Source organism: Vitiosangium sp. GDMCC 1.1324, from assembly GCF_003044305.1.
Classification (GTDB): Bacteria; Myxococcota; Myxococcia; order Myxococcales; family Myxococcaceae; genus Archangium.
Map to the genome: position 1 here is coordinate 17630 of NZ_PZOX01000030.1, position 25049 is coordinate 42678.

At 69.2% G+C, this 25049-nt stretch carries 21 protein-coding genes; 11 read left to right on the forward strand and 10 right to left on the reverse strand.

Annotation, left to right across the window (positions count from 1 at the left end):
- Entirely contained in the window at nucleotides 1-1326 is a 1326-nt protein-coding gene (locus DAT35_RS50875; RefSeq protein ID WP_233262195.1) for an MFS transporter, read from the forward strand.
- Nucleotides 1327-1454: 128 nt separating this feature from the next.
- Here the strand turns inward: DAT35_RS50875 and DAT35_RS50880 are convergent, their stop codons facing one another.
- Nucleotides 1455-3083 (reverse strand): peptide-N4-asparagine amidase, encoded by a 1629-nt coding sequence (locus DAT35_RS50880; protein WP_108076731.1) that lies wholly within the window; start codon nucleotides 3081-3083, stop codon nucleotides 1455-1457.
- Between the two features lie 378 nt (nucleotides 3084-3461).
- On the opposite strand from DAT35_RS50880, the gene DAT35_RS50885 reads away from it, so the two are divergent.
- Nucleotides 3462-4787 (forward strand): hypothetical protein, encoded by a 1326-nt coding sequence (locus DAT35_RS50885; RefSeq protein ID WP_108076732.1) that lies wholly within the window; start codon nucleotides 3462-3464, stop codon nucleotides 4785-4787.
- A 69-nt stretch (nucleotides 4788-4856) separates the two neighbouring features.
- Here the strand turns inward: DAT35_RS50885 and DAT35_RS50890 are convergent, their stop codons facing one another.
- From DAT35_RS50890 to DAT35_RS50900, 3 genes are read right to left on the reverse strand one after another with little or no spacing between them, the layout of a single operon-like run.
- Nucleotides 4857-5696, reverse strand: a complete 840-nt coding sequence (locus DAT35_RS50890; protein ID WP_199243252.1) for a hypothetical protein — start codon at nucleotides 5694-5696, stop codon at nucleotides 4857-4859.
- 11 nt (nucleotides 5697-5707) lie between these two features.
- Nucleotides 5708-6982: a hypothetical protein gene (locus DAT35_RS50895; RefSeq protein ID WP_108076734.1), complete on the reverse strand. Its 1275-nt coding sequence runs from the start codon at nucleotides 6980-6982 to the stop codon at nucleotides 5708-5710.
- A gap of 43 nt (nucleotides 6983-7025) precedes the next feature.
- On the reverse strand, nucleotides 7026-8081 hold the full coding sequence (locus tag DAT35_RS50900) for a hypothetical protein (RefSeq protein WP_108076735.1): 1056 nt from the start codon (nucleotides 8079-8081) through the stop codon (nucleotides 7026-7028).
- Between the two features lie 96 nt (nucleotides 8082-8177).
- Here DAT35_RS50900 and aspS point away from each other — a divergent pair, with 96 nt between their 5' ends.
- Together aspS and DAT35_RS50910 are read left to right on the forward strand one after the other, a co-directional pair.
- Nucleotides 8178-9998: an aspartate--tRNA ligase gene (gene aspS / locus DAT35_RS50905; RefSeq protein WP_108076736.1), complete on the forward strand. Its 1821-nt coding sequence runs from the start codon at nucleotides 8178-8180 to the stop codon at nucleotides 9996-9998.
- 101 nt (nucleotides 9999-10099) lie between these two features.
- Nucleotides 10100-11017: a diacylglycerol kinase family protein gene (locus DAT35_RS50910; protein WP_108076737.1), complete on the forward strand. Its 918-nt coding sequence runs from the start codon at nucleotides 10100-10102 to the stop codon at nucleotides 11015-11017.
- Here DAT35_RS50910 and DAT35_RS50915 read toward each other — a convergent pair.
- Nucleotides 11007-11723: a DUF2306 domain-containing protein gene (locus DAT35_RS50915; protein WP_108076738.1), complete on the reverse strand. Its 717-nt coding sequence runs from the start codon at nucleotides 11721-11723 to the stop codon at nucleotides 11007-11009. The two genes, DAT35_RS50910 and DAT35_RS50915, sit on opposite strands and share 11 nt — an antisense overlap.
- Before the next feature lie 133 nt (nucleotides 11724-11856).
- Here DAT35_RS50915 and DAT35_RS50920 point away from each other — a divergent pair, with 133 nt between their 5' ends.
- From DAT35_RS50920 to DAT35_RS50945, 6 genes are all read left to right on the forward strand, one after another.
- Nucleotides 11857-12981, forward strand: a complete 1125-nt coding sequence (locus DAT35_RS50920) for a sensor histidine kinase (RefSeq protein ID WP_108076739.1) — start codon at nucleotides 11857-11859, stop codon at nucleotides 12979-12981.
- Nucleotides 12978-13619 carry a response regulator transcription factor gene (locus DAT35_RS50925; protein ID WP_108076740.1) on the forward strand — a complete coding sequence of 214 codons (642 nt, stop codon included), beginning with the start codon at nucleotides 12978-12980 and terminating at the stop codon, nucleotides 13617-13619. Before DAT35_RS50920 ends, DAT35_RS50925 begins: the two co-directional genes overlap by 4 nt.
- Nucleotides 13620-13705: 86 nt before the next feature.
- Nucleotides 13706-14761, forward strand: coding sequence for a DUF72 domain-containing protein (locus DAT35_RS50930; protein WP_108076741.1), 1056 nt, complete (start codon nucleotides 13706-13708; stop codon nucleotides 14759-14761).
- Between the two features lie 86 nt (nucleotides 14762-14847).
- Nucleotides 14848-15099, forward strand: a complete 252-nt coding sequence (locus DAT35_RS50935; protein ID WP_108076742.1) for a hypothetical protein — start codon at nucleotides 14848-14850, stop codon at nucleotides 15097-15099.
- Complete coding sequence (locus DAT35_RS50940; protein WP_108076743.1) at nucleotides 15086-15421, forward strand: Smr/MutS family protein; 336 nt, start codon at nucleotides 15086-15088, stop codon at nucleotides 15419-15421. The genes DAT35_RS50935 and DAT35_RS50940 overlap by 14 nt, the downstream gene beginning before the upstream one ends.
- Before the next feature lie 10 nt (nucleotides 15422-15431).
- Entirely contained in the window at nucleotides 15432-15908 is a 477-nt protein-coding gene (locus DAT35_RS50945) for a hypothetical protein (protein WP_108076744.1), read from the forward strand.
- Between the two features lie 64 nt (nucleotides 15909-15972).
- On the opposite strand, the gene DAT35_RS50950 is transcribed toward DAT35_RS50945, so the two are convergent.
- From DAT35_RS50950 to DAT35_RS50965, 4 genes are all read right to left on the reverse strand, one after another.
- Complete coding sequence (locus tag DAT35_RS50950) at nucleotides 15973-18744, reverse strand: SNF2-related protein (protein ID WP_108076745.1); 2772 nt, start codon at nucleotides 18742-18744, stop codon at nucleotides 15973-15975.
- Between the two features lie 209 nt (nucleotides 18745-18953).
- On the reverse strand, nucleotides 18954-20279 hold the full coding sequence (locus tag DAT35_RS50955; protein ID WP_108076746.1) for a DUF58 domain-containing protein: 1326 nt from the start codon (nucleotides 20277-20279) through the stop codon (nucleotides 18954-18956).
- Complete coding sequence (locus tag DAT35_RS50960) at nucleotides 20276-21247, reverse strand: MoxR family ATPase (protein WP_108076747.1); 972 nt, start codon at nucleotides 21245-21247, stop codon at nucleotides 20276-20278. The genes DAT35_RS50955 and DAT35_RS50960 overlap by 4 nt, the downstream gene beginning before the upstream one ends.
- On the reverse strand, nucleotides 21244-22290 hold the full coding sequence (locus DAT35_RS50965) for a hypothetical protein (RefSeq protein WP_108076748.1): 1047 nt from the start codon (nucleotides 22288-22290) through the stop codon (nucleotides 21244-21246). Before DAT35_RS50965 ends, DAT35_RS50960 begins: the two co-directional genes overlap by 4 nt.
- A gap of 85 nt (nucleotides 22291-22375) precedes the next feature.
- On the opposite strand from DAT35_RS50965, the gene DAT35_RS50970 reads away from it, so the two are divergent.
- Nucleotides 22376-24427 carry a peptidylprolyl isomerase gene (locus DAT35_RS50970; RefSeq protein WP_108076749.1) on the forward strand — a complete coding sequence of 684 codons (2052 nt, stop codon included), beginning with the start codon at nucleotides 22376-22378 and terminating at the stop codon, nucleotides 24425-24427.
- Here the strand turns inward: DAT35_RS50970 and DAT35_RS58550 are convergent.
- Nucleotides 24334-24933: a hypothetical protein gene (locus tag DAT35_RS58550; RefSeq protein ID WP_146210216.1), complete on the reverse strand. Its 600-nt coding sequence runs from the start codon at nucleotides 24931-24933 to the stop codon at nucleotides 24334-24336. The genes DAT35_RS50970 and DAT35_RS58550 overlap by 94 nt on opposite strands.
- Nucleotides 24934-25049: the final 116 nt, after the last annotated feature.

The following is a 25049-nucleotide window of genomic DNA, read 5'->3' on the forward strand; positions in this document are numbered from 1 at the left end:
GTGACGATCCCTTCCATCTCCGAACCCCAGTCGCCTTCCGCTCAGCGCCCGCTCACCGCACAGGATGCCAGGACGCTCGCACTGGCGGCGCTGGGTGGCGCGCTGGAGTTCTACGACTTCATCATCTTCGTGTTCTTCACCACGGCGATCGGGCAGCTGTTCTTCCCGCCTGACACACCGGACTGGCTGCGCCAGTTGCAGGCCTTTGGACTGTTCGCCGCCGGCTATCTCGCGCGCCCCCTGGGCGGCATCATCATGGCGCACTTCGGTGACCGCAGCGGGCGCAAGCAGATGTTCGCGCTGAGCGTGTTCTTGATGGCCGTGCCGACGTTGTTGATCGGCATGCTGCCCACCTACGCCACGGCGGGCTACGCGGCGCCGCTGGCCCTGCTGGCGCTGCGCATGTTGCAGGGCGCGGCGGTGGGCGGCGAGGTGCCCGGGGCCTGGGTCTTCGTCTCCGAGCACGTGCCGGATCGCCGCGTCGGCTTCGCCTGCGGCACGCTCACGTCGGGTCTCACGCTCGGCATCCTGCTGGGCTCGTTGGTGGCGACCGCCGTCAACAAGGTCTATTCCCCGGCCGAGGTGCTCGCCTTCGGTTGGCGCCTGCCCTTCCTGGTGGGTGGCGTGTTCGGCTTCTTCGCCGTGTTCCTGCGCCGCTGGCTGGCCGAGACTCCGGTGTTCGAGGAGATGCGCAAGCGCCACTCGCTGGTGAAGGAGCTGCCGCTCAAGGCCGTGTTGCGCGGCCATGTCCCCGCCGTGGTGGTGTCGATGCTGCTCACCTGGGTGCTCACCGCCGGCATCGTGGTGATGATCCTGATGACGCCCACGCTCATCCAGAAGCTCTATGGCATCGCGCCCGCCCAGGCCCTGGAGGCCAACAGCGTGGCCACGCTGAGCCTGACCCTGGGATGCATCTGCTTCGGCCTGCTCGCGGATCGCATCGGCGCCGGTCGGGCACTGGGCCTCGGTTGCGGGGCACTGCTCGTGGCGACGTACGTGCTCTATCGCGGCCTGGGCGCGGCTCCGGAGCACCTCGTTCCGCTGTATGCGCTGACGGGGTTCTGCGTGGGCGTGGTCGGCGTGGTCCCCACCGTGATGGTGCGCGCCTTCCCCCCGGCGGTGCGCTTCTCGGGGATCTCGTTCTCGTACAACGTGGCCTACGCCATCTTCGGCGGACTGACGCCGCTGGTGGTCACCCTGATGATGAAGGACCATCCGCTCGCGCCCGCGCATTACGTGGCGGCGCTGTGTGTCGTGGGGCTCGCCGTGGCGGCCTACCTGCTGAGCCTGGGCCGCTCGCGCTTCGCCGCGGTGAGTACCTTGTGAGCAGCACATCCCCGTGCAGGGCACTCACCCCCTCGCATGTTCGCGGGTGAGTGGCTGGTGCTCCGGCGCGGGGATGGGGCAGAAGCCCGCGATACGTCTCTCGGGCTCTCCGCTCGAGGGGTTTTCCCTCAGTCGCAGTGCTGGATGTCCTCGGTGACGAAGCCATTCCGCGTGGAGATGCTGCGGTCGTAGCAGGCCCCGTGGTCCCCGGTCAGCCGGTAGCGATGGGTGGAGGTCCCCACCGCGTTCCGCTGCGCGCGCGGTACGCCCAGCGTGAAGGCGGCCTCGCCGGTGTAGAGGTCGCTGAACTCCCGGTGCTCCAGCGTGTGCAGGCCCCGGGTGGTGTGCTCGTCCGCCGCGTCGTTGAGGGTGATGGTCGTGGTGAGCCGGTTCTGCGGCGTTATGCTGATGAGCCCGTCGAGCGTGAAGTGCTTGTCGGAGCGGCTCACCGTCGGGAAGAGGCCGCGGCCTAAGACCGTGACGGTGCTGGTGTCGTTCCAGGTCGCGGTGAGCCCGTCCGGGTTCTCCTCGTCCCCCTGCCAGCGGTGCATGCTCGAGTTGGACACCGACTGCTCGACCGTCGTCACCACCCAACCGTGTGAGGTCAGCAGGTAGCCGGACACCCGCAGCTGATGACTGCCCTGCGTGTCCACCTGGTTCCAGCCGTCCACCAGCGCGTGCGTCGAGTCATTGGTCAGCGGCTCGAGCCGATGCTCGAACAGACCCCCGATGACTTGCGAGCTGCGCGGGTCGCGCCAAGCGAGCACGTGGGTCGGCAGATCCCATCCGGGGCGGCCCTCGGGGACACCCAGCACCCGCACCTTGAGCTGGTGCGGCTTGCCGTCGGTCAGCTGGCCGATGAACGGGGTGAGCTCATAGCGGATGGGGCGGATGTCGAAGGCGCGCGGCGCCGGCAGCACGTACCACAGGAACGGGTTGGACCAGCCGCCCGTGTAGACATGCGGGAAGGGCATGGCGATACCAGCCACCTTGCCGTCCACTTCGATCTGCACCTCGCGGTAGGGGCCCGCATCGGCGGGGCAGGAGTACGGCACCGTGGCCGGGACGGTGAAGTACCAGAACTCCTCGCAGCCTCCGCCCGAGCCGGTCGCATACACCTCGGCGACGAGCCGCTCGGTATTCCGGGGCACCGTCACTTCCCCCAGCAGTGCACTGCCCTCGCGGCGCGGGTTGCTCAGCGGGAGCACGTCGCTCGCCGTGTCGGCTGGCTTGTACCGGCCCTCGGCCGGGTAGAAGGTCAGGTAGACCTGCACATCCAGCACGCCGGTGTAGGTGTCGTTGACCACGTTGCCAATCAGCATCCAGACGGGCTGGGGCCGGGCCAGCAGCGGCGCGTAGTCCGTGACGTCCTTCTCCACCGACCATGCGATGCCTTCACGGGAGGGCTCGGGTGTGGACGTCTTGAAGATCGTGACACCGCCCACCTCCAGGTGACCGAGCCGGTCGTACTGGACGCCCTGGACCTTGCCCTCCATGCGCAGCACCACCTTGTGCCAGGGGCCGGGGCAGTCCGCGGGCGGGGTGAAGGTGCCGGTGTAGGGCGTGAAGTCGTCGAACTTCTCGTCGACGATCTTCACGGTGCACGAGGCCGTCGCGGGCCTTTCCACCGCGGGGAGCGCGGTGCGGGGGTCGTCCCAATCGGTGCCGAACTCAGGTGGCGGCTCGGCGGCCAACACAGGGGTCATCACGCCGAGCGCGAGGCTCGCCGCGGCGAAGACGGCAGAGAGGCGTTCCACGGTTTTCTCCGGATAGACGAGGAAAGCGCGGAGCTAAGCCCCTGGACGGGGACGTTGTCCACAACCAGCACGGCCCACGCGTCTCCCCTTCGTGGCCGCTCGTTGCTCCCGATGCTGGGACACCCTCCACCGTGTTCGACGTGCGCCCCGCGCTGCTGTCCAACACGCTCCAGACTGGCAATCGTCCGATGCTCGACTCCGTCGGCGGACGAATCGCCCTCAGCGCGTTACCGGCGGTAACAGAGGTTACGAAATCACACTGGACGCGGTGCGGCAGTGCGCGGAGGTCCCGAGGGGGGAACACGTCTGCGGTATATGGCACGGGCGTTGCGAGTGTGGCGTCAGTCGCCCGCTGTCCTCACCACCCCAGGAGATGCCATGAGGAATGCTCGAGTCGCCGCGCTGCTCGTCTCGGGGGGAATCTGCTCGGCCACCCAGGCGCTGGCCCAGACCCCCAGCCCCAGTGAAGCTGCCACCCAGCCCGCTCCGGCCGCTGCCACCCAGCCCGCTCCGGCCGCTGCCACCCAGCCCGCTCCGGCTGCCGCCGAGAACGAAGACAAGCTCTTCCGCTTCTACGGCACGTTCACTCCGCGCCTCGTGATTGCCACGTCGGCGGTGGAGTCCTTCAGCCAGCCCAACGAGGTGGCCATCTCCGCCGCGGGCAACCCCGTCATCGCCCCCTCTCCGGACAAGGACCGTTATTCCTTCCAGGTGGCGCAGACTCGCGTCGGCTTCTGGCTCAACGAGAAGGGGGCGGTGCGAGCGCAGCTCGAAATCGACTTCGTGGACTTCACCAAGGCCACGCCCACCGTCGCGAGCCTGCCTCGCTTGCGCATCGCACGCGTGGACTACTCCTTCAGTCCCGGCCACACGCTCTCCCTGGGGCAGGACTGGGATCTGCACGCCCCCCTCAATCCGCACGGCATCAACTTGGTGGGAGCGCTCTTCCAGGCGGGCAACACCGGCTTCATGCGCCAGCAGTTCAAGTACCTCTACAGCAACTCGAACATGGAACTGGGCGCGGCGGTGGGCTTCCCCGCACCGAACAACACCGCCAAGGACACGCCCCTCGAGATTGGCTCCCTGCCCACCCTGGCGGTGCGCGGCGCCTACAAGTTCGGCAAGAGCCGGGTTGGCGTGACGGCCATCGCCACGCGGCTGCCCTTCAACCTGGGGGCGCCGGACGAGCGCCACGGCAATGCCTACGCCGTCGCGCTCTTCTCCGAGCTCTCTCCCTCCGCGGACACGACCGTGCGGGTGGAGCTCAACTACGGGCAGAACACCGCCAACTTGGGCATGCTGTCGCTGGCGCAGGGCCGTGCCAGCGATGACCTGAGGGATCTGGGAGGCTTCATCTCGGTGCGCCAGGTGGTGACGGGCCCACACGCCGTCTACGGCATGGCGGGCTACCAGAAGGTGACCGAGCCCTCGAAGGTGGTGCCCAGCTACGGTTACGCCTCCCTGCCCACCGACGGCTCTCCGCCCGCGTTCAGCAGCGCCGCTCTCACGGGCACCGGGCCGGGCATCCTGCACAACGGTGCGGTGCGCCTGGGCTACGAGTTCAAACCCACCAAGCTGCTGGCCTTCGTGCTGGAGGGCTTCCTCTACCAGACGCGCTTCCGGCTGCAGGCGGTGGATGAGGGGCGCGCCAACGCCGAGCGCACCTCTCTGGGCCTCGAGACAGGTGCCGTGCTGACCTTCTGAGCGCGGCCGGCGGCCCCCGTCTCTCCTGGCCTGCCCCTCTCCACGGAGAGAGGGGCGGGTGGGGGAGTCCTAGAACGCGGTGCCGATGCTCGCGCCCAGGAAGGTGTCGTCCATGTAGCCGCGCCGGAAGCGCGTCAGCTCCACGCGCCAGGACAGCCGCACGTTCGACTCCGACGACAGCTTCGTCCGGCCGCGCAGGCCCACGCCGTACTGGACGAGCGGCTTGATGCCATCCACCGGCGTCAGCTTGCCTCCCACCTCCAGGGCGGTGTGCTCGTACGCGATGCCTCCGCCCAGCTGCGCGTAGACGCCGTAGTCCGAGCCCTCGCCGAAGGTCAGCTCATACGCCGGAGCAATCGTGGCGTAGTGCAGCCGCGTGTCTCCGACGATGAGCGTCGTGCCCTCGCGTTGCCCGGCGTACATGTAGCGCACGTCGAACCAGAACGATTCGCGCAGCGCCTCCGTGTTGAAGATGCGGCCCATCTCCCAGGTGAAGCGCCCGCCGATGGCTGGCTGGGCATCGCCGAGAAACTGTCCACGCGGGCTGCTCACGAACAGCGCGCCGCCGAGAAACTCGAAGGCGAAGCCCTTGTTCGGATCGTCCATGTTCGAGAGCCGCTCGTAGCCCTTCTCCTCGTCGTCTTCCTCGGCGGCGCGGCGGAACTCCTTCGCCGGGTCCTCGTACTCGGAGCCGCGGCGGCGGCGCGAGCCGACCTCCTTGTCGGGCTTGTCGTCATCCGGGTAGGCGTAGGGCTGGTCCTCGTCCTGGGCGTGGCGCCGGCGCGAGGTGTTCTTGCTCTTGGAGGACTCGTCGTCCGGGTACTCGTAGGGCGCGTCATCGTCCTGGGCGAACGCGGGCGTGGCGAGGGTGAGCCCCCCGAGGATGCAGTACAGGAGCCGGGAATGCATGGTGGCGCTCTTCATGGGTTGATCGACTCGCAGACGCCAGTGACGAGGGTGGTGCTGTCCGGGCAATCGTCCTGACCGCCGGTGAGGTCTTCGACGGGGATCTGCAGCCGGGTAGCGAACTGGCTGCACACGCGCTGCTTCAGATTGAAGTCAGTGATGTGCCGGATGATGGACTTGGCGGCCACGGCCAGCGTGAAGTCCCCCTGGTCGTTGAGCGCCGCACGGGCGAGCTGGTTGAAGCCGGGCTTCGCCGTATTCGTCGTGTCCGAGTAGGCCGCCACCACCGCTCGCGCCAGCACCTGACGATCATTCGCGGTCTGCTCGGCATGGAAGAGCGAGCTCGCGAGGATGGTGCCCACCTTGTACTCGTTGCCGGCGAACACGGTGTTGAAGTTGGCCGTGTTCATCAGGTTGCGCAGCTCCCGGCTCATGCACGTGGTCTTCGACAGGTCGCGGGCATCGTCCTGCGCGCCCTCGAAGGAGGTGTACAGCACGCGCTTGTTGCAGCCGTAGGTCGACTGACACGAGGCCACATAGGCGTGGTAGTCCGCGAGGCCCTCGTCCAGCGACTTGATGACGTTGAGGCCCGGGGTGTCCACGCCGCCCGCTTCCGACCAGGCGTTGATGATGTCCGGGATGGAGCGGCCGTCATACACGCGGCGGTTGAACACCATGTGCGAGTACTCGTGCGTGAGCACGGAGGCGTTGATGGCTAGCGGCGCCTTCTCGATTTTGTCGAAGGGCAGCACCAGGAAGCCCTGCACTGGCGCGAAGAAGACGGCGTTGTCGCGTCCCGGCTCTTCGCTCGAATCGGCGAGGATGAACTCGGGGAAGTAGTAGGCCGTCATCTGCGGCAGCTCGGCCTGCTTCACGTCGACGTACTGGGTGAAGTAGTTCCAGGCGCGCTCGAAGTTGTAATACGTGGTGATGAGGTTCCACGTGTGGAAGTCCGCCGGCCACAGCACGCCCTTCTCGTCGGCGATGTAGCTGGCGGTGACGGAGCGGCCCGGCTCCTTGAGCAGCGCGCGCTGGAAGGCCTCCTCGGTTGTGGCGGCCTGGGCCTCGGGATCGTTCGAGTCCAGCACGATGCGGGCGCCGCCCTGGAGCTTCACCACCTGGCCCTCCAGGGACACGATGTCCGTGACCGTCTGGAGCTCCACCTCCGTGGGCTCGTACTGTCCATTGCTGGAGAGCACGAGCGCGCGCACCTTCATGGGCTTCTGGGTTTCCGGCGCGCACGAGACGGCGAGCATCGCGAGCGCGGCGGTTGTCAGCTTTCGGACCATGCCGGCCTTCTTACTACGGGTCCGGTGGCCATCAGAAGCCACGTCAGAAGGTGAGCTCGGAGCCCAGGGTCGCGAGTCCCGAGCGCAGCGGCGCCTCGCCCTGCACGTGGTCCGACTGGAGGGCCAGCGAGGCCCAGAAGCGGAAGGAGTCCGCCAGCCGGAACGTCCACCGGGTGCCCAGCACATGCGCGTACCCCTGGCCCGGCACGTAGCGGGTGAAGGCATAGGAGAGCTGCCCTCGGATCCAGGTGCTGAAGCGGTACGTCACCGAGGGCTTGACGTCGAAGAGCGCCGGGGCGCTGGGAAAGCCGGTGAGGGCGTTCACTCCGAGCAGCCGGCCGGACAGGTCCACAGCCAGCTCCTTGATGCGACGCTGGGTGAAGGTCTTCACCAGGAGGTTCCCCTCGGCGGCATTGGCCGCATACCGGCGCATCACCTCCTTCAGCTCCGCCTGGGTGAATTGGCCGGAGCTCAGGGGGTCTCCGCTGTAGAGGTAGAGCCCGCCGCGCACGCCCAGCTCCCACTTGTCGACGAGGAGCAGCCGCGCGCCCAGCGAGGGGCGGGCGAGGAAGAGGGGCTCCTCCCGGCGGTAGAGCGTCTCCTGGTGACCCGTCTGGTGGGTGAAGATCTCCCGGTCCAGCCCGTAGAGGGTGAGTCCCAGGCCCGCGTCCAGCCCGTACTCCACGTCCGAGAAGCCGGCCGAGTCATAGGTCGCCGCGAGCTGCAACCCGCCGCTGCGGTAGCCGGTGCGGGCGGACATCGCGGGGAGGTCGAGAAGGGGCCGCTCGGGCGCCAGCGGGGTGGTGCTCTTCTTGGGCAGGCCCACGTTGACGAGGCCGGAGAGGAGCCAGTGTTCGTTGAGGGCGTGGTCCACGCCGGCCGACAGTTGGTGGGAGAGGGCGGTTTCTGACTGGGTGCGCGTGCCGGTGTACCCGAGCGTGAGGAAGGTCTCGTCCTTGCGCAGCTCCACGTCCCCCAGCAGCGTCCAGGTGCGCAGGGAGCCGCCGGCGCTGCCCTCGGCCATCACCGAGCCCGCCCGGGCCTCCGAGGCCCCCAGCAGGGCCAGCGCGCCGGCTCCGGCGAGTGCCGCCCTTCGCACGCCAGTCCACCGGGCGACTTCTCGGATTCCTTGACGCATCGTTTCCACGCTCTCTATGGTGCCGCCCTTTCAACCCCCCTCTGTGCAGGCGGTGTCATGGCGGTCCCGTTCATTACCGAGGTCAAGCGTACTCATACCTGCGGGCAGCTCACCAAGGCCAACATCGGTGAGGAGGTCGTGCTCTTCGGCTGGGTGCAGAACAGGCGAGACCACGGCGGCGCGGTCTTCATTGACTTGCGTGACCGTGAAGGTCTCACGCAGGTCGTCTTCGAGCCGGACATCGCCAAGGATGCCCACGAAGTGGCCGGCCAGCTGCGGCTCGAGTACTGCATCGGCATCAAGGGCAAGGTCGCCTCGCGCGGCACCCAGGTCAATCCCAAGCTCAAGACGGGTGAGATCGAGATCAAGGCCACGGACCTGACCATCTTCAACCGCTCCGAGCCCACGCCGTTCCTCATCGAGGACAACGTCGACACGGCGGAGGACAAGCGCCTGGCGTACCGCTTCCTGGATCTGCGCCGCCGGCCGCTGCAGCAGACGCTGATGACGCGCTCGAAGATGAACGCGCTCACCCGCTCGTACATGGTGGACAACCGCTTCCTGGAGCTGGAGACGCCCTTCATGGGCAAGTACACCCCGGGTGGCGCGCGCAACTTCCTGGTCCCCAGCCGGCTCAACCCGGGCAAGTTCTACGCCATGGCGGAGAGCCCCCAGCTCTACAAGCAGCTCTTCATGGTGGCGGGCTTCGACCGCTACTTCCAGATCGTCAAGTGCTTCCGCGACGAGGACCTGCGCCTGGACCGGCAGCCCGAGTTCACGCAGATCGACGTGGAGATGAGCTTCGTCACCCAGGACGACATCTTCACCATCATCGAGGGGCTCATCAAACGGCTGTGGGGCGAGGTGCTGGGCATCGACGTGCCCACGCCCTTCATGCGGATGGACTTCTACGAGTCCATGGCGAAGTACGGCAACGACAAGCCGGACCTGCGCTTCGGGCTGGAGCACGTCGTGCTCACGGACCTCATCCGCCAGCATGGCGCTGGCGGCGGCGTGCCGATGATGTGGGAGGCGGTGGAGCAGGGCGGCATCGTCAAGGCCATGGTCATCCCCGCGGACAAGCCGATGAGCCGCGCGGAGAGCGACAAGCTGGAGGACTTCGCCAAGCAGAACGGCGCCAAGGGCCTCGCGCGCGCCAAGGTGGGCGAGGGTGGCGAGTGGACGCAGTCTCCGCTGTCCAAGACGATCACCCCGGCGCTGCGCCAGGCCATCAACCAGGCGGTGAACGCGAAGACGGGCGACCTCATCCTGTTCCAGTTCGGCCGCGAGTCGCTGGTGCACACGGTGATGGCGAACCTGCGCGTGCACGTGGCCAAGAAGCTGGGCCTCATCCCCGAGTACGGCAGCGGCGGCGTGTGGAAGTTCCTCTGGGTGGTGAACCCGCCCCTCTTCGAGTACGACGAGGAGACGAAGACGTGGGCTGCGGCGCACCACGCCTTCACGCGCCCGCACGACGAGGACGTGCAGTACCTGCTGACGGATCCGGGCCGGGTGAAGTGCCACCGCTACGACGTGGTGCTCAACGGCTTCGAGATCGGCGGCGGCTCCATCCGTCTGCATGATCCCAAGGTGCAGGCGGAGGTGTTCAAGGCGCTGGGCATCTCGGACGAGGACGCGCGGGCGAAGTTCGGCTTCCTGCTGGACGCGCTGAAGTTCGGCGCGCCGCCGCACGGAGGCATCGCGCTGGGCATGGACCGTCTGGCGATGCTCCTGACGGGCGCCGAGTCGCTGCGTGACGTCATCCCGTTCCCGAAGACGAAGACGGGCACGGACCTGATGACGGGAGCGCCGGGCGACGTGGACGACAAGCAGCTGCGCGAGGTGCACGTGCGCCCCACGCCGCCGCCGCAGAAGTAATACCTCTCCCTCCGGGAGCTGGCTGGGATGGCTCCAAAATGGAGCCGGGCCCCCTGTGCGCATAGAACAGGGGGTTCCCATCCTTGGAGGACAGGGTCCGAATGAAGACGTTCCTCGTGGTGAATCCGCGCAGTGCCGGAGGTCAGACGGGTAAGCGGTGGGCCGAGATCTCGGGCCAGGTGACCCGGGCGATTGGCGACTTCGGCTTCGGGTTCACCGAGAGCGCCATGGACGCGGTGCGTCTGACGCGCCAGGCGCTCCATGACGGCTACGAGTGCATCGCCGCGGTGGGCGGTGACGGGACCATCAACGAGGTGGTCAACGGCTTCTTCGCCGACGGCAAGGCCATCAACCCCAACGCGGCCCTGGGCCTCATTCCGCGGGGCACCGGCGGCGACTTCCGGCGCGCCTTCGGCTGGGACCTGGAGCTGGACTCGGCCCTGGAGCGGTTGCGCACCGACAAGACCGAGCCCTTCGACGTGGGGCTCGCCGAGTACGTCAACTTCGAGGGACAGAAGGAGTCGCGCTACTTCGCCAACATCGCCTCGTTCGGGGTGAGCGCGGCGGTGGCCCACGAGGTGAACACCGGGAGCAAGGTGCTCGGTGGCAGGGTGAGCTTCGCTTGGGGCACGGTGAAGACGATGGCGAAGTACAGGGATCGCCGGGTGCGCCTGCGCGTGGACGGCGGCGAGCCCGAGGAACTGGACATCACCGTGGTCGCCGCCTCCAACGGTCGCTACTTCGGCGGTGGCATGTGCGTGGCCCCGAAGGCCCTCACCCACGATGGTCTCTTCGAGCTGACCATCTGGCACGACTACGGCGTGGCCGACTTCGTCATCAAGTCCAAGGGCGTCTACAACGGCGACCACATCACCTGGGACAAGACGCGCTACTTCCAGTGCCGCACCCTGGAGGCCGAGAGCGACCAGGAGGTGTTCCTGGAGATGGATGGAGAGGTGCCCGGCAGGCTCCCGTGCCGCATCTCCATCCTTCCGGGCGCCATCCGCCTCAAGGTGTAGCGCGCGTCGCGACGGGCCCTCGCGCCGGAGCGGGGCGGGCCTCGAAGCGGCGCTGGTAGTGGCGCACCCACAGCCTCATCCCCACCACGCCCACCACGGTGGGGGTGAGCCACAGCCAGAGCTGGAAGCCGTTGAGCCCCAGGCGATGGGCGTTGACGACGAGGAAGGCCGTCAGGGCGCCGATGCTCGAGCCCACCATGGCGCCCAGGTGCTCGTACCACCAATGCATGCGAGTCGTGGGCGGGCGCAGCCAGTACCGGAGCTGACTGCCGCCGACCAACAGTCCCACAGGTGCGAAGCCCATGAGCAGCGGCGCGCGCAGCACCACCCCGTAGGACAGGATTCCCACCGCGGCCAGGATGAGCACCACCGGAAGCCCCAGGTCATACGGGTGGCGGTGCGCCGCCGTGCGTGACTTCGCTCGCAGCACGCGGACGCCCAGGGACGCCGAGGCCCAGCTCAGCACGCCCACATACCCGAGGAAGAGATAGCTCGGGAGCGACGCCGAGCGGTTCGTGGCGAGCTGCCAGCCACACATCGCGATGCCGGTGACGGCCACCGCCGCCATGGCTCCCACGTAGACCCAACCCACCCGGCGGTGCAGGGGGCCTCCCTTGCGAGCCACCATGGGTAGCCAGAAGACGCTGAGCGCGGTCATCCCCGCGGCCACGTGGATCCAGAGCAGAACGGTTGGAACGAGGGACATGTGCGCCTCCAAAGGATTGAACGAGGCTCAGGGTAGGGAGGCCGTCCTCCGCGCACATGTGCCACCCGTCACACGCGGCCCATGTGACTTCCAGCACATGGCCTGGGGCGGCGCCTGTCCCTAGACTCGGGGCATGGCGCCTTCCCACGTTCATCGGGTGCTGCTGGGCGCGGGGCTCCTCACGTGGGCCCTGGCCGGGCTCCCGCAGGTCTTGTGGCTCGTCGCCGAGCCCGCCCGCATGGGTGAACCGTCCTCCGTCGTGTGGCTCGTGGCGTTCACCGTCTTTGGCGGGGCCTTCCTCCTCAACGCCCGGGACGCCGAGACACACGTGGGGCTGCTCTTGCTCCAGACGGTGGCGGCGCTCGGGGTGCTCGCCACCAGTGGCAGTGGCTTCGAGGGGGCACTGCTCGCCATCAACGCCGGCCAGGTGCCGGCCCTGTTGCCTCCCCGGCGCGCCGTGGCGTGGGTGACGGTCCAGGGGCTGGCCGCGCTGGCCGTGTATCTCGTCATCTACCCGCCCGCTCGCGCGTGGATGACGGCGGCCATCTACGGAGGCTTCCAGGCCTTCGCGCTCGCCGTGGCCTGGCTCGCGGAGCGCGAGGCCCAGGGGCGGCGGGAGCTGGCTCGCCTCCACGCCGAGCTGCGCGCGGCCCAGGTGCTCCTCGCGGAGGGAGAGCGCGAGCGCGAGCGGCTGCGCATCGCCCGGGAGCTGCACGACTCGCTGGGTCACCACCTCACCGCCCTGACGCTGAACCTCGAGGTCGCCGCCCATTCCGCCCAGGGCTCCGCCGTCGAACACGTCCGCCGGGCCCAGGGCGTCGCCCGCGGTCTGCTCTCCGAGGTGCGCACCGTGGTGTCCGCCCTGCGTGACTCGCCTCCCCAGCTCGCCCCCGCCCTGCGAGCGCTCGCCGAGGACGTCCCCGGGCTCGCGGTGCACCTCCAGGTGCCCGAGGCCCTTCCACTCGGCTCGTCCGAGGCCGCCCGTTCGCTCTTCCGGTGCGTCCAGGAGGTCATCACCAACACGCTGCGCCATGCCTCCGCCAGCAACCTGTGGATCGACATCACCGCTACGCCGGATGGAGTGCGGGTGCTCGCCCGGGACGATGGGCGCGGGGCTCCGGCGCTGAAGGCCGGCGCGGGCCTCACGGGGATGCGCGAGCGCTTCGTCGAGCTCGGGGGAAGGGTGGAGGTCCGCTCGCCGCCGGGGCGCGGGCTGGAGCTCGAGGCGTGGCTGCCCGGCAGTGAGGGGGCCGCGTGATTCGCATCCTGCTCGTGGACGACCATGCCGTGGTGCGCCAGGGACTGCGGAGCCTGTTGGATCTCGCTCCGGACTTTCGCGTGGTGGGGGAGGCCTCCGACGGCGAGGAGGGCCTGCGCCTCGTGGCCGAGCTGGATCCGGACGTGACGCTGCTCGACGTGCGGATGCCGCGCATGAGCGGGCTGGATGCGCTCGAGGCCCTGCGCCGCACGGACCCGAACCGGCGTGTGCTGCTCCTCACCACCTTCGACGAGGACGCGGTGGTGCTGCGAGCGCTGCGCTTCGGTGTGCAGGGCTACCTGCTGAAGGACGTGACGTTCGAAGAGCTCTCCGATGCCATCCGCCGGGTGGCGCGTGGCGAGGTGCTTCTGCCTCCCGGCCTCCACGAGCGGGTGGCCCGCGGCCTCGCCGAGATGCCTCGCGACTTCCCCAGCGCGGACCTGCCCGATGGGCTCACGCGCCGTGAGGTGGAGGTGCTGCGACTCATCGCCCGGGGACTGAGCAACCGGGAGATCGCCGACGCCCTGGGCACCGCCGAGGGGACGGTGAAGAACCAGACGTCCAGCATCCTCTCCAAGCTGGGCGTGCGCGACCGGACCCGCGCGGTACTCCGGGCCGTCGAGCTCGGCTACCTGTGAGCCGGGCGACCCTTTTTCCCACGGGTTGACCTTGGAAGTTCGGCCGTTACAGCTTACTCTACGAATAGAGTACGCCGGAGCGCGCCATGCCAGACCGTGACCCCTCCCAGCTCGATCTCTTCACCGGGGCTCCCAGCCCCACGCCCGTCCGTGGGCGCCGTCGCGGCCACGACGAGCCCGTGGGCCCCGCCGAGCAGCCCGAGGAGGTGAGGGCGCTCGGAGAGCAGCTCCCCTCGGGCCTGTACCTGGGGACCTCGTCCTGGACGTTCCCTGGCTGGAAGGGGAGGGGGCTCGTCTACGACCGGGAGGCCACCCCAGCACGGCTCTCCCGCGAGGGGCTCTCCGCATATGCCCAGCACCCCGTGCTGCGCACCGTGGGCGTGGACCGGACCTTCTACGCTCCCATTCCCGCCGCCACCTTCGCCGAGTACGCCGCGCAGGTGCCCCCCGGCTTCCGCTTCCTCGTGAAGGCGCACGAGGCCTGTACCCTCGCTCGCTGGCCCGTGCACCAGCGCTACGGCGACCTGCGAGGTCAGGCCAACGACCGCTTCCTGGATGCGGCCTATGCGCGCGACCTGGTGGTGGCGCCCTTCGTCGAGGGTCTGGGCGAGAAGGCCGGGCCGCTCGTCTTCCAGCTCCCGCCGCAGGATCCGCATGATCTCGGGGGCGTGGGGCCCTTCGTGGAGCGCCTGCACGCCTTCCTCGCCGTGCTGCCCCGGGGCCCCCTCTACGCCGTCGAGCTCCGCAACGAATCGTTGCTGACGGACGCCCTGGCCCAGGCGCTCGCGGATGTCGGCGTGAGCCCCGTGCTCGCCGCCTGGAAGAACATGCCCCCCGTGGAGCGTCAGGCGGTGCGCATGCGCGCCCTGCAGGCCCCGGCGCTCGTGGTGCGCTGGATGTTGCCGCCGCACCTCGACTACGAGGAGGCCCGCAAGCGCTACTTCCCCTTCGACAAGCTGGTGGACGAGGACGTGCGCACCCGCGAGGCCGTGGCCCGCGCTTCCGTCGCCGCGCTGCGTGCCGGCAGGCCCGTCTTCGTTACGCTCAACAACAAAGCGGAAGGAAGTGCACCCCTGTCCGCCGTGCTCCTGGCGCAAAGCGTCATGTCACGTACAAGAAACACCGGGAGTGTGGACTCTTGATCGCTCCAGGTGTGCGTTTAAGGTGTGGGGTGTAGGATCAGTAACTCCCGTTGGACTGAGCACGCAGCTTGCTTGGAGGGGCGGTCATGAGATCGATCCTTGTTGCAGCGCTCGTGGTACGCGTCACGGCGGCCGGAGGGGCGGGCGCTGGCGCAGAGGAAGAAGCTCGGCGCCGGCGGGTCGGTGACACCTGGGAAGACGTGCGTAAACAGTTCTCCGCCCTGCGAAACGAGGTATCCACCCTGCAGGATGAATTTCGTGTCGCCCAGGAACGCCACCGGCTAGAGGCCGAGCGCAAGCAGCAACAGTTGGAGCACGAACGTCGTGGTCAGCCCTGAACAGGACGACCTCGAAGACGCCGATTTCGACCCCGAAGCCCCGGTCGAGCTTCCCCTGGATGGGAACCTGGACCTGCACCTGTTCCGCCCCCGCGACGTGAAGGACGTCGTCACTGAGTACCTCTGGGCCTGCCGTCAGAAGGGTGTACTCGACGTTCGCATCATCCACGGCAAAGGCACTGGCGCGCTGAGGCGTACCGTGCAGTCCCTCCTCCCCAAACTGCCCGAGGTCGAGTCGTTCCGCTCCGCTTCTGAATCGGACGGCGGATGGGGCGCGACGTGGGTGCGGTTGAAGCCCCTCGGGCCCGGGGAGTCGGAATAGTCTCCGGCGCATGTCAGCAGACGTTCAACCGCGGCAGTCGAAGCGCGTCGCGCTCCTCCTGGGCGCGGTCTTCCTCTCGTGCCTCATGACGATGGGGCTCGGCATCCGGTGGGTGCTCTCGACCGCGAAGAGCATGCGGAGCCCGGCCGCCACTACGGCGAAGCAGTTCGTGGAGGCGCTCGCGGCGGGCGACAGGCCGCGGGCACTGCAATCCTGTGATTCGAGCGAGTTGACGGAGGCGAAGGTGCTCGAGCTCGAGCGCCAGAGCGCGGACCTGCTCGTCAATCGCGCCTGGTCGGTCACCTATGCCCAGGAGTTCTCCGATCAGGGTACGGAAGCCTTCGCCGTCTTCCTCGTGCCGAAGCTCCCGGAAGGGCAGAAGGCGAGCCGGGCCTTCATCGTGGACATGGTGAACCAGGGCGGCTGGAAGGTGCGCCGCCTCCACGAGGTCGACCCCGAGGACCACAAGGTCAGCGTCTCGTTCTGACCGTGAGCCCCGGGCGATGGCCGAGCGCCAGCGCCTCGGGGGGCTCTTCGGGAGAACCTGGGCGCTACGACAGCCAGAAGTAGGCGGAGGCGATGAGCGAGCGCTTCTCCGTCACCTTCGACTTGTTGGCCAAGTCCGACACCTGCCGGTCCTTCGCCGCGTAACGCTTCTCCTCCTCGTTGCGCAGCGAGGCCAGCTTCTTGCGGTACTCGCGCTCGAGCCGCTCCGCGTGTGCCCGCACCTTCACGCGCTCGGCGGGGTCTTCCTGCGAGCACACCACCTTGCGCTCCTCCTGCCAGGCCTCGCGCGCCTTCTCCACCGCATCGCGCGACTCCAGCAGGCAGTCCTCGGCGTACCGGTCCGCCCGCTCGCGCGCCAGGTCCAGCTCCAGCGCGTTGCGCCGCTCCGCAGCCCGGAGGAGCTCCTCCTTGGCCGCCATGAGCGCCTGCTCCTGCATCAGCGACACGGACACCGGAGGCGGCTGCCGGCGCCGCTCCTCCTTGGCCGCCAGCTTCACGAAGTGCTCGCCGTCCGCGAGCGGCAGGGCCCGGAAGCTCTTGCCATCCCGGTCCAGCACCAGCACCAGGTGCACCATCTTCTCCTCGGCCTTCAGGCCCGTCGTCTCGAACTTGTAGACGAACCACCAGCCCTCGCTGCCCGCAAGGCGCGCCAGCCTCGCCGGGAGGCCCGCCGCGTTGAGCTGCAGGTAGTTGATGGCGTCGTGCGTCCTGTCCCGGACGGCATAGGCCGCCTTGGCCACCTGGAGGCGGCCCGAGGCGCTGTTGTTGCCCAGCACCGAGCCCGTCAGCGCCCGAGCACCCTGCTGACGCTTCTCCATCGCCTCCTTCGTCACGGCACCGGCCATGCGCAGCCGCCGCCGCACGTCGCCGTCGAAGCGCTCCATCAGCACCGAGCGCGCTTCCGTCATGCGCGCGCTGATGCGCGTCTCCATGTCCGAGCGCAGCTTGTCGAACGCGGCGTTGATGTCGTCCGGGTGGCGGCAGGACTGGTAGATGTCCAGGATGCGCCGCTCGAAGTCCACGCCACTCTCGAGCGCACCGAGGATCTCATCCGACGCGCCGAACACGCCGTCGAAGAGGTTCAGCTTCTTCTCCAGCAGTTCGTACAGCCGCGCGTCCGCGGCGTTCTGCCGATTGAGGAAGTTGATGACGAGCACGTCGCGCTGCTGGCCGTAGCGGTGGCAGCGGCCGATGCGCTGCTCCACGCGCTGCGGGTTCCACGGCAGATCGTAGTTCACCACCAGGTTGCAGAACTGGAGGTTGAGGCCCTCGGCGCCCGCCTCGGTGCAGATGAGGATCTGCGTCTTCTCGCGGAACTCCGTCACCAGCGCGCGGCGCTCCTCGGGGCCACCCGCCGCGTCACCGGAGAGCAGGGAGATCTTCCCCGCGTAGCCGTTGGCCGACAGCAGGTTGAAGAGGTACTGCTGGGTGCGCTTGGACTCGGTGAAGATGAGCGCCTTCTCCGGCCAGCCCTGCCCCTTCATCACCTTGAAGGTCCGGTCCAGGGCGCGCTTGAGGGCCTCGCCCTTGGCGTTCACCTTGATGGAGTCGGCGAGGTCCGCGTACTGCTTCAGCTCCCACTGCTCGTTCTCGAGCGTGCGGATGCTGACGGGCTTGGCCGGGTCGTCGGCCCACTCCTCGCCCTCCTCGACGTACTGCTTCGCCTCTTCGGGCTCGAAGAGGGCGAGGGCGCGCTGGCCCAGCTTCGCCGCCTCCAGGCGCTTGGCGAGGTTGTCCGCGAGCCGCCGCAGGGTGGGGGCGATGGCGTACGTGGAGGAGGCCAGCAGCTTGCGATAGCAGAGCGTGAGCAGCGTCTTCTTGCCCGGCTCGATGGCCGCGACCTCGGAGCGCCGCAGGTACTCGCTCACCTTTTCGTAGAGGTCCTGCTCCTCGGGCGAGGGCGCGAAGTCCTCCACGATGGATCGGCGGTTGGTGTAGCGGACGTACTCGCGCACCTGCCGGCGCAGCGTGCGCTGCACCACCGGGGCCAGCCGCTCCTTGAGCTCGTTGACGGCATCCGTCTGCAGCCCGCCCGTCTCCGCCTCCAGCCGGTAGCGGCTGCGGAAGGCGTGCTCGGGGCCCAGGATCTGCTCGTCCAGGAGCGTCACCAGCCCGAACAGCTCCATCAGATCGTTCTGGAGCGGGGTGGCGGTGAGCAGCAGCTTGGGGCGGCCGCTGAGCCCCGAGCGCAGCGCCTGGCCCGTCTTGTGGCCCGCCTTGTAGGCGTTCCGCAGGCGGTGGGCCTCGTCGATGATGACGACGTCCCAGGGGATTTCCGCCACCAGCTGCGCCTTGTTGGCGGCGAACGGGTGCGAGCAGATGACGGGGAAGGGCTGGTCGAAGCAGTTGCCCGTGGCGCGCACCGTGCGGCCGTCCACCATCACCGACTCCAAGTCGAACTTCTCGCGCAGCTCGCTGTTCCACTGCGCCCGCAGCACGGCCGGGGCGAGGATGAGGATGCGCGTCTTCCCCTCGGCCATGAGCTGGGCGATGACCATGCCCGCCTCGATGGTCTTCCCCAGGCCCACCTCGTCCGCGAGCATGCAGCCGCCGCGCGAGAGCGAGTCCATCGCGAAGCACGCGGCCTCGAGCTGGTGCGGGTTGAGATCCACCCTGGCTTCGGCGAGCGCCCCGGCGAGCCGCTCGCGCGAGTCGGAGCTCTTGATGGTGAGCTCCTCGGCGAGCAGACGCTCGTGGAAAGGCGTCAGCGACTGTGCTTGCTGCTCAGCGTCCGCGCGGACCTCCGTCCCCGACACCGCCGCCGCCGCATCCACCGCCACCCGCAGCTCCCTGAACTCCCTCGCGACCTCCGGCAAGACCCTGTCTCCATCCGTTCAACCGTGCGTCCACACAGGCGTGTAGCACGAAAGGGGAGCCATTTTGTTGACCTCGACGCATGTGTAAAGGGGGTCTTTGCGGAGGCCGACAAATCGGCTCCGGAGCGATTGGCACGCTTTTTCTTCGGGAGCGTCCTCGCGGGAGCGTGTGGGCGGGGGGAGGATCGTGAAGGACTTGACGGAAGTGGCTACAGCATTCCGCGGGCCTTCACGTGCAGATAGGTGTTGACGGCGGCGGCGCCGAAGCCCTTCGCGGGAGCGCGGACCACGAGGGCCCCCGAGTCTCGAAGCGTGAGAGCCGTGCGCTGGTAGTCCTCCTCGAGCCGGGCGGCGGCCTGGCGCGCGTAGGCGTCCTGCACGGAGAGGGGGACGGCGGTGGCGGCGGACTGGAGATCCTCGTCCAGGAGCGAGGCCACCACGGGCAGGTGGCGAGGGCGCAGGGCGAGCGTGCGGGCCAGCAGCGAACCCGAGGCGTCCGGATCCACCAGGTCCGTGAAGAGCACCACCAGCGAGCGGCGCGAGGAGCGGGAGAAGGCGAAGTCGTAGGCGCGGCCGTAGTCGCTCTCCTCGAGGGCGGCCTCGGCGCGGTAGAGGGACTCGGTGAGCAGGCGCAGGTGCTCGTGGCCCTTGCGCGGGGGGAGGTAGGCGCGCACGTCGCTGGCGAAGGCGAGCACGCCCACCATGTCGCCGGCCTCCAGGCTCACCCGGGCCAGGCGCAGCGCCGCGTCCACCGCGTGGTCCAGCTTGCGGCGGCCGTCCACCCGGCCCGCCATGTGGCGCCCGCAGTCGAGCAGCAGCAGTACCGGCTGGTTCCGCTCGGGCTGGTACACGCGCACCATGGTGCGGCCCCGGCGCGCCGAGGCCTTCCAGTCCACCGTGCGGTAGTCGTCGCCGGTGCGGTATTCGCGCAGGGACTCGAATTCGCGGCCCTCGGCGGAGCGGCGCAGGGTGCGCTCGGAGGGGGCGTCCGAGGCCACGGCGAGCGCCAGCGCCTCCTTCGTGAGGGCAGTGAGGTCCGGGTACACCTTCACGTCCCGGGCCGCGGGGAGCCGCACCTGACGTGCGCACAGGCCCAGCGGGCCCAGCAGGCGCAGGTGGATGTCTCCGAGGCGCAGATCTCCGCGGGCGGGTGGGGTGAGGGAGTAGGAGACGGTCGCGTGGGGCGCGTCCGGAGAGAGGGCGAAGGGCTGCTGGTGCCCACGTACGTCCACGCCCGGAGGCACCTCGTCACGCACCTGCCCGCGCACGGGCCGCGGGCCGAGCAGGCTCAACTCCAGGCGCACCGGGTTGGAGATACCCGAGGAGAGGACGGGCTCCACCACGCGTCGCACCTCCACGTCCGAGGCGCGAGGGGCGGAGAGGAAGTCCCAGGCGCATAGCAGCAACACCGCTACGTCCACGGCGACGGCTAGCCAGAGGAAGACGGAGCCGGCCACGGCGAGCGCCGCGGGCACCAGGGCCGCGGCGACGAGCGCCACGGCGAGCCCCGTGGGGACGGGCCGGCCGGAGCTCACCGGGGAACCTGGACGCGCTCCAACGTCTGGCGGAGCACGTCGTCCGCGGTGAGGCCCTCGACCTCCGCCTCGGCCTTGAGCAGCAGGCGGTGGTTGAGGACGCTGGGGCAGACGGCCTTCACGTCGTCCGGGGTGACGAAGTCGCTGCCATTGAGGGCCGCGCGGGCCTTGGCCGCCGCGAGCAGCGCCTGGGCCGAGCGGGGGGAGGCTCCCAGCCGCACGCGCGGGTTGGCGCGCGTCTCGCGGATGAGCCGCACCGCGTAGGAGAGGACGGACTCGTCACAGGCCACGCTCGCGGCGCGGGCCTGCAGCTCCGCGAGCGCCGGGGCATCCAGCACCCGCTCCACCCGGGCGGCGCGGCCCTGGCGCTGGTGGAAGGCGCGCACCATGTCCAGCTCGGACTCGGGTGGCGGGTAGCCCACGCGCACCCGCATCAGGAAGCGGTCGAGCTGCGCCTCGGGCAGCGGATAGGTGCCCTCGAGCTCCAGCGGGTTCTGCGTGGCCACCACGAAGAAGTGAGGCGGCAGCGCGTGCGTGGTGCCATCGATGGTGACCTGCCGCTCCTCCATGGCCTCGAGCAGCGCGGCCTGCGTCTTGGGCGGGGTGCGGTTGATCTCATCGGCCACCAGCACCTCGGTGAAGACGGGGCCTTTCACCAGGTGGAAGGCGTTGTCCTGGGGCCGGAAGACGTTGGTGCCGAGGATGTCGCTCGGCATCAGGTCCGGGGTGAACTGGACGCGGGTGGACTCGAGGCCGAGCGCGGCGGCCATGCTGCGGGCGGTGAGAGTCTTGGCCACGCCGGGGACGCCCTCGAGCAGGACGTGCCCGCGCGCGAGGAAGGCGGTGACGAGGTCCGCCACCAGGTGGGGCTGGCCGAGCACCGTGTTCCCGAGCGCCGCGAGGAGCCGCTGCAGGGCCTCTCCGGAGGACGAGGCGAGCGCGGCGGCCGCGGGGGAGGGGGACGTCATGACGCGGGCTTCTCCCTCAGTCCGAGCAGCGTGCCACCCAGGCTCGTCAGCGCGCCCATCAGGCCGAGGAACACCCCGAAGCTGGGCGACGAGTTCATGATGGTCGCGTTGCCCATGGGGGACGGCACCTCGGTGGCGTCGTAGGAGATCTTCATGAAGATGATGCACCAGAGGATGCAGAAGACGGACAGGCCGAGCTGCGCGAGCCAGGGGATGAGCACGTTGAGGTGGGGCATCAACCGGCGCACGCGCACGGCGATGGAGCCGATGATGCCGATGGCCGCCATCACGGCGAGGAGCCCCAGGCTCATCAGGCCGAGGATGTCTCCCTCGGCGGCGGTCTCCTTCCAGGGGAGGAAGGCCGAGACGAGGATGGCGATGCCACCTCCGAAGGCGATCTTGTCGGAGCGGCCCAGCACTCCGAAGAAGTCGCGGAAGTCCTCGATGACCTGCTCGGGAGCGACGATCTGACCGGTGCCGGTGTTGGAGCCGGAGACATCGCGGGTGGGGACGTAGTTGACGTCGGACGGGTCGAGCTCGGCCTCCGCCGGAGCACGCCGAGGAGCGGGGGCCGCCGCCGGACGAGAGCCCGAGCCACCGGAGCGCGCGGCGGGACGGGAGCCCGTGGTGGAGGCACGAGCGCCCGTGGAGCGCTGAGGCGCGTTGCGGACGATCTCGTCCATGGACTTGATGTTGGTGGCGTCCTCATCGGCGACCGCCGGGGCCGGAGCGGCGGGGCGGGCCTGGGAGGAGGCTGTCCGGGGACGCGAGCCGGTACCAGAGGCGGTCCGGACGGCGGGACGCGAGCCGGTGCCAGCACGAGCACCCGGGTTGTTGCGCACCGGGCGGGACGGCGAGGCCTGCTTGCGAGGCGGAGGCGAGCCGGCATCCGACTCATCGTCCGGAGGGGCGTCCGTCGAGATGAACGAGGCGTCGATGATGTAGTCGCACGAAGGGCAGATGGCGGTGCCATCCGCGACCTTGGTGCCACAGCCAGGGCAGTTCAGGACCGGCGCTCCTTGAGTCTGGGAAGCGCCGCGCATCTTCCGGTGCCCGATGGTTCAAGTCAAACGACATACGCGGGCTAACCCCTGGATTTTCGCGGAGAATTGGCCTAGGCGGGGCCGCATGGATTGTCTGCGCGCCGCCGTGCCCGCCTGCCTGCTGTGGGGGCTCGTGCTTTCGGGTTGTGTCCGCTCCGTGCCGTCTCCGGCGGAGGCGGGTGGGGAGATCTCCGTGTGGGAGGATCGCCGCTCGTTGGCGGATGGGCGGCTCGTGGACCTGGCGGTTCGGGGCTCCGAGCCGGAGCGTGTGAGGGCCCTGCGCGCGCTCGCCCGTATCCAGGAGCCCTCCACGCTGGATGCCGTGCTGGCCGGGCTTGGTGCCGCCGAGGCGCCCGTGCGTGACGAGGCCGCGTTCGCAGTGGGCGTGCTGGCGCTCTCGTGGGAGCCGCTCACGGACGCGGAGAAGGCGCGGATGACGGAGGCGCTGCTCGCCGCCGAGGCCGCGGAGAAGAACGAGGCCGTACGGCGCACCCTGCTCGAGTCCCTGGGCAAGCTGGCCACGCCGGGCGCGGTGAAGCGGCTCACGGAGCGGCTCTCGGATGGACATTCGGGAGTTCCGGGCCAGGCGGCCGTGGCCCTTGGAGTGGCGGCGCGCCGGGGTGCATCGCTGGCGGAGGTGCCGCTGGAGCGGGCGGCGGAGTTGCTTCAGTCCCATCAGCCCGAGGCGTTCCGTTATGGCGGTGCCTACCTGCTGGCGAGCGCGAAGCGTCCCGAGGCGCTGGGGCTTCTGCGGCGCTGCCTCGGGGACGAGGCCCCGGATGTGCGAGCCCAGTGCGCGAAGGGAATCGGGGACGTGGGAGGCCCGGAGGACGCGGCCGTGGTGGGCCGGCTGCTGGGAGACAAAGTGCCGCGCGTCTCGGCGGAGGCGGCGCGGTCGCTCGCGAAGCTGGCGGCGCGTTGCAGCGGGGACTGCACTCCCCTGGACGAACTCCTGGCGCTCTCGCCTCGGGCCGGGAGCGTGGCGAAGGGAGACTCCGCGGCGGGTCACGCCCTGCTCGCGCTGGCACAGCAGGGCCTCCCCGAGGCGGGAAGTGGGGTGCTGGTGGCGCTGAGGCGTGCGCTCCAGGAGGCGGTGCCGGTCGCGGCGTCCGAGGTGGCGAAGGGAGACCTGATGAACCTCGACTGCCGGTTGGCGGCGGCGCTCGATCGGCAGATGGGGGCACTCGACGAGGTGCTGCGCTGTGGCGGAGGGCAGGTACCGGAGGTGCGGCGGCTGGCGCTGGGCCTGCGCGAGGTGGCGCAGTCGCGTGGCAAGGGGGGCGCGAGCGGCGCGGTGCAGTACCTGTCGCACCCGGATGCACGGGTGCGGCTGGCTGCGCTCGAGGCGGTGGCGGCCCGTCCCGTGCCCGAGGCCGCCGCGCCGGTGCGGGCGCTCCTCGGCGGGGACGACCTGGTGGTGGCCGCCTCGGCGGCGAGCACGGCGGGGAAGCTGAAGGACGCGGAGGCGCTGCCAGGAGTGCGAGCGCTCGCGGAGCGCGTGCCGGAAGAGCCAGACATGGCTGCGCCGGTGGGGGAGGGGCTGGTGGCGCTCGCGGGGAAGGACGCGGAGCCGGTGCTGAGGACGTGGCTGACGCATCCGCACGCCAACGTGCGCCGAGTGGCGGCCGAGTCCCTCACGGAGCTCACGGGCCAGCCCGTGCGGGCTCCCCATGTGGAACTGCCAGAGAACGCGCGCCGCTCCGAGCCGGCGCCGGCGGGGAGCACACTCACCTTCCGCACGAGCAAGGGAGACTTCACCGTCGCACTGGACGCGGAGGCGCCGCTGACCTCGGGCAACCTGGTGACGCTCGCGCGCAAGGGCTACTTCCGTGGCATCACCTTCCACCGCGTGGTGCCGGACTTCGTCGCACAGGGGGGAGACCCGCGCGGAGACGGGGAGGGGGGCCCGGGCTACTCCATCCGGTGTGAGATGACCCGCCGGCCCTACCGCCGAGGCGTGCTGGGGATGGCGCTGTCGGGCAAGGACACGGGCGGCAGCCAGTTCTTCTTCACCCACTCGCCGCAGCCGTACCTGGATGGTCGCTACACGGCCTTCGGCGAGGTGACGCGCGGCATGGACGTGGTGGACCGGCTTCTGGAGGGCGACACCATCCTCGACGTGGAGGTGTCGCCCTGAGGCAGGGCTTCACTTGAGGGACCTGCTACGGGGCGGAAGCCTGTTTGGGCACGTAGGTCTGAAAGGTCCTTCAGCATCCCCTGTCGAAGGTTGCTGTCGCGAGGAAGACGGCGCACGCTCTGTTCGGTCTCATCAAGCAGTCGCCGGGCTTCATGGCTATCGTGCTGCGGGTGTCGCTGGCACCACTGCGCATACAGGCATGCGACGTGGTAGCGGCGCTCGATGTTCGAGTATCCCAGCCGTTGGATACGTCGCAGGGTGGGCTCGAAAACTGGCCACGGACAATTGCGTCCGTACGCTTCGGTGAAGAGCGTTTCGGCGATCCGCCGCCGTACCTCCTTGCGTTCGTATTTCGTCTTCACCACCGAGCGCAGGAGTTTGCGCTGCAGCGCCTTGAGCTCGGGTTCCAACGCTTCGAAGGAATCACGAAAGCTCTTCACGAGCAGTTGGTCCACCGCTCGAGCCACTTCCAGGAAGCGGAGCTCTGAGCTTTCGGACAGCTTCACCGGCAGGGCCTCCCATCCCGAAGCCTATCGGGCCATGCGCCGTTATTCTGCATGCAGACGTCCTGGCATACATGGCACAAGCTATGTCCATGGGTTCCACTTCGGATGCTTTGGAT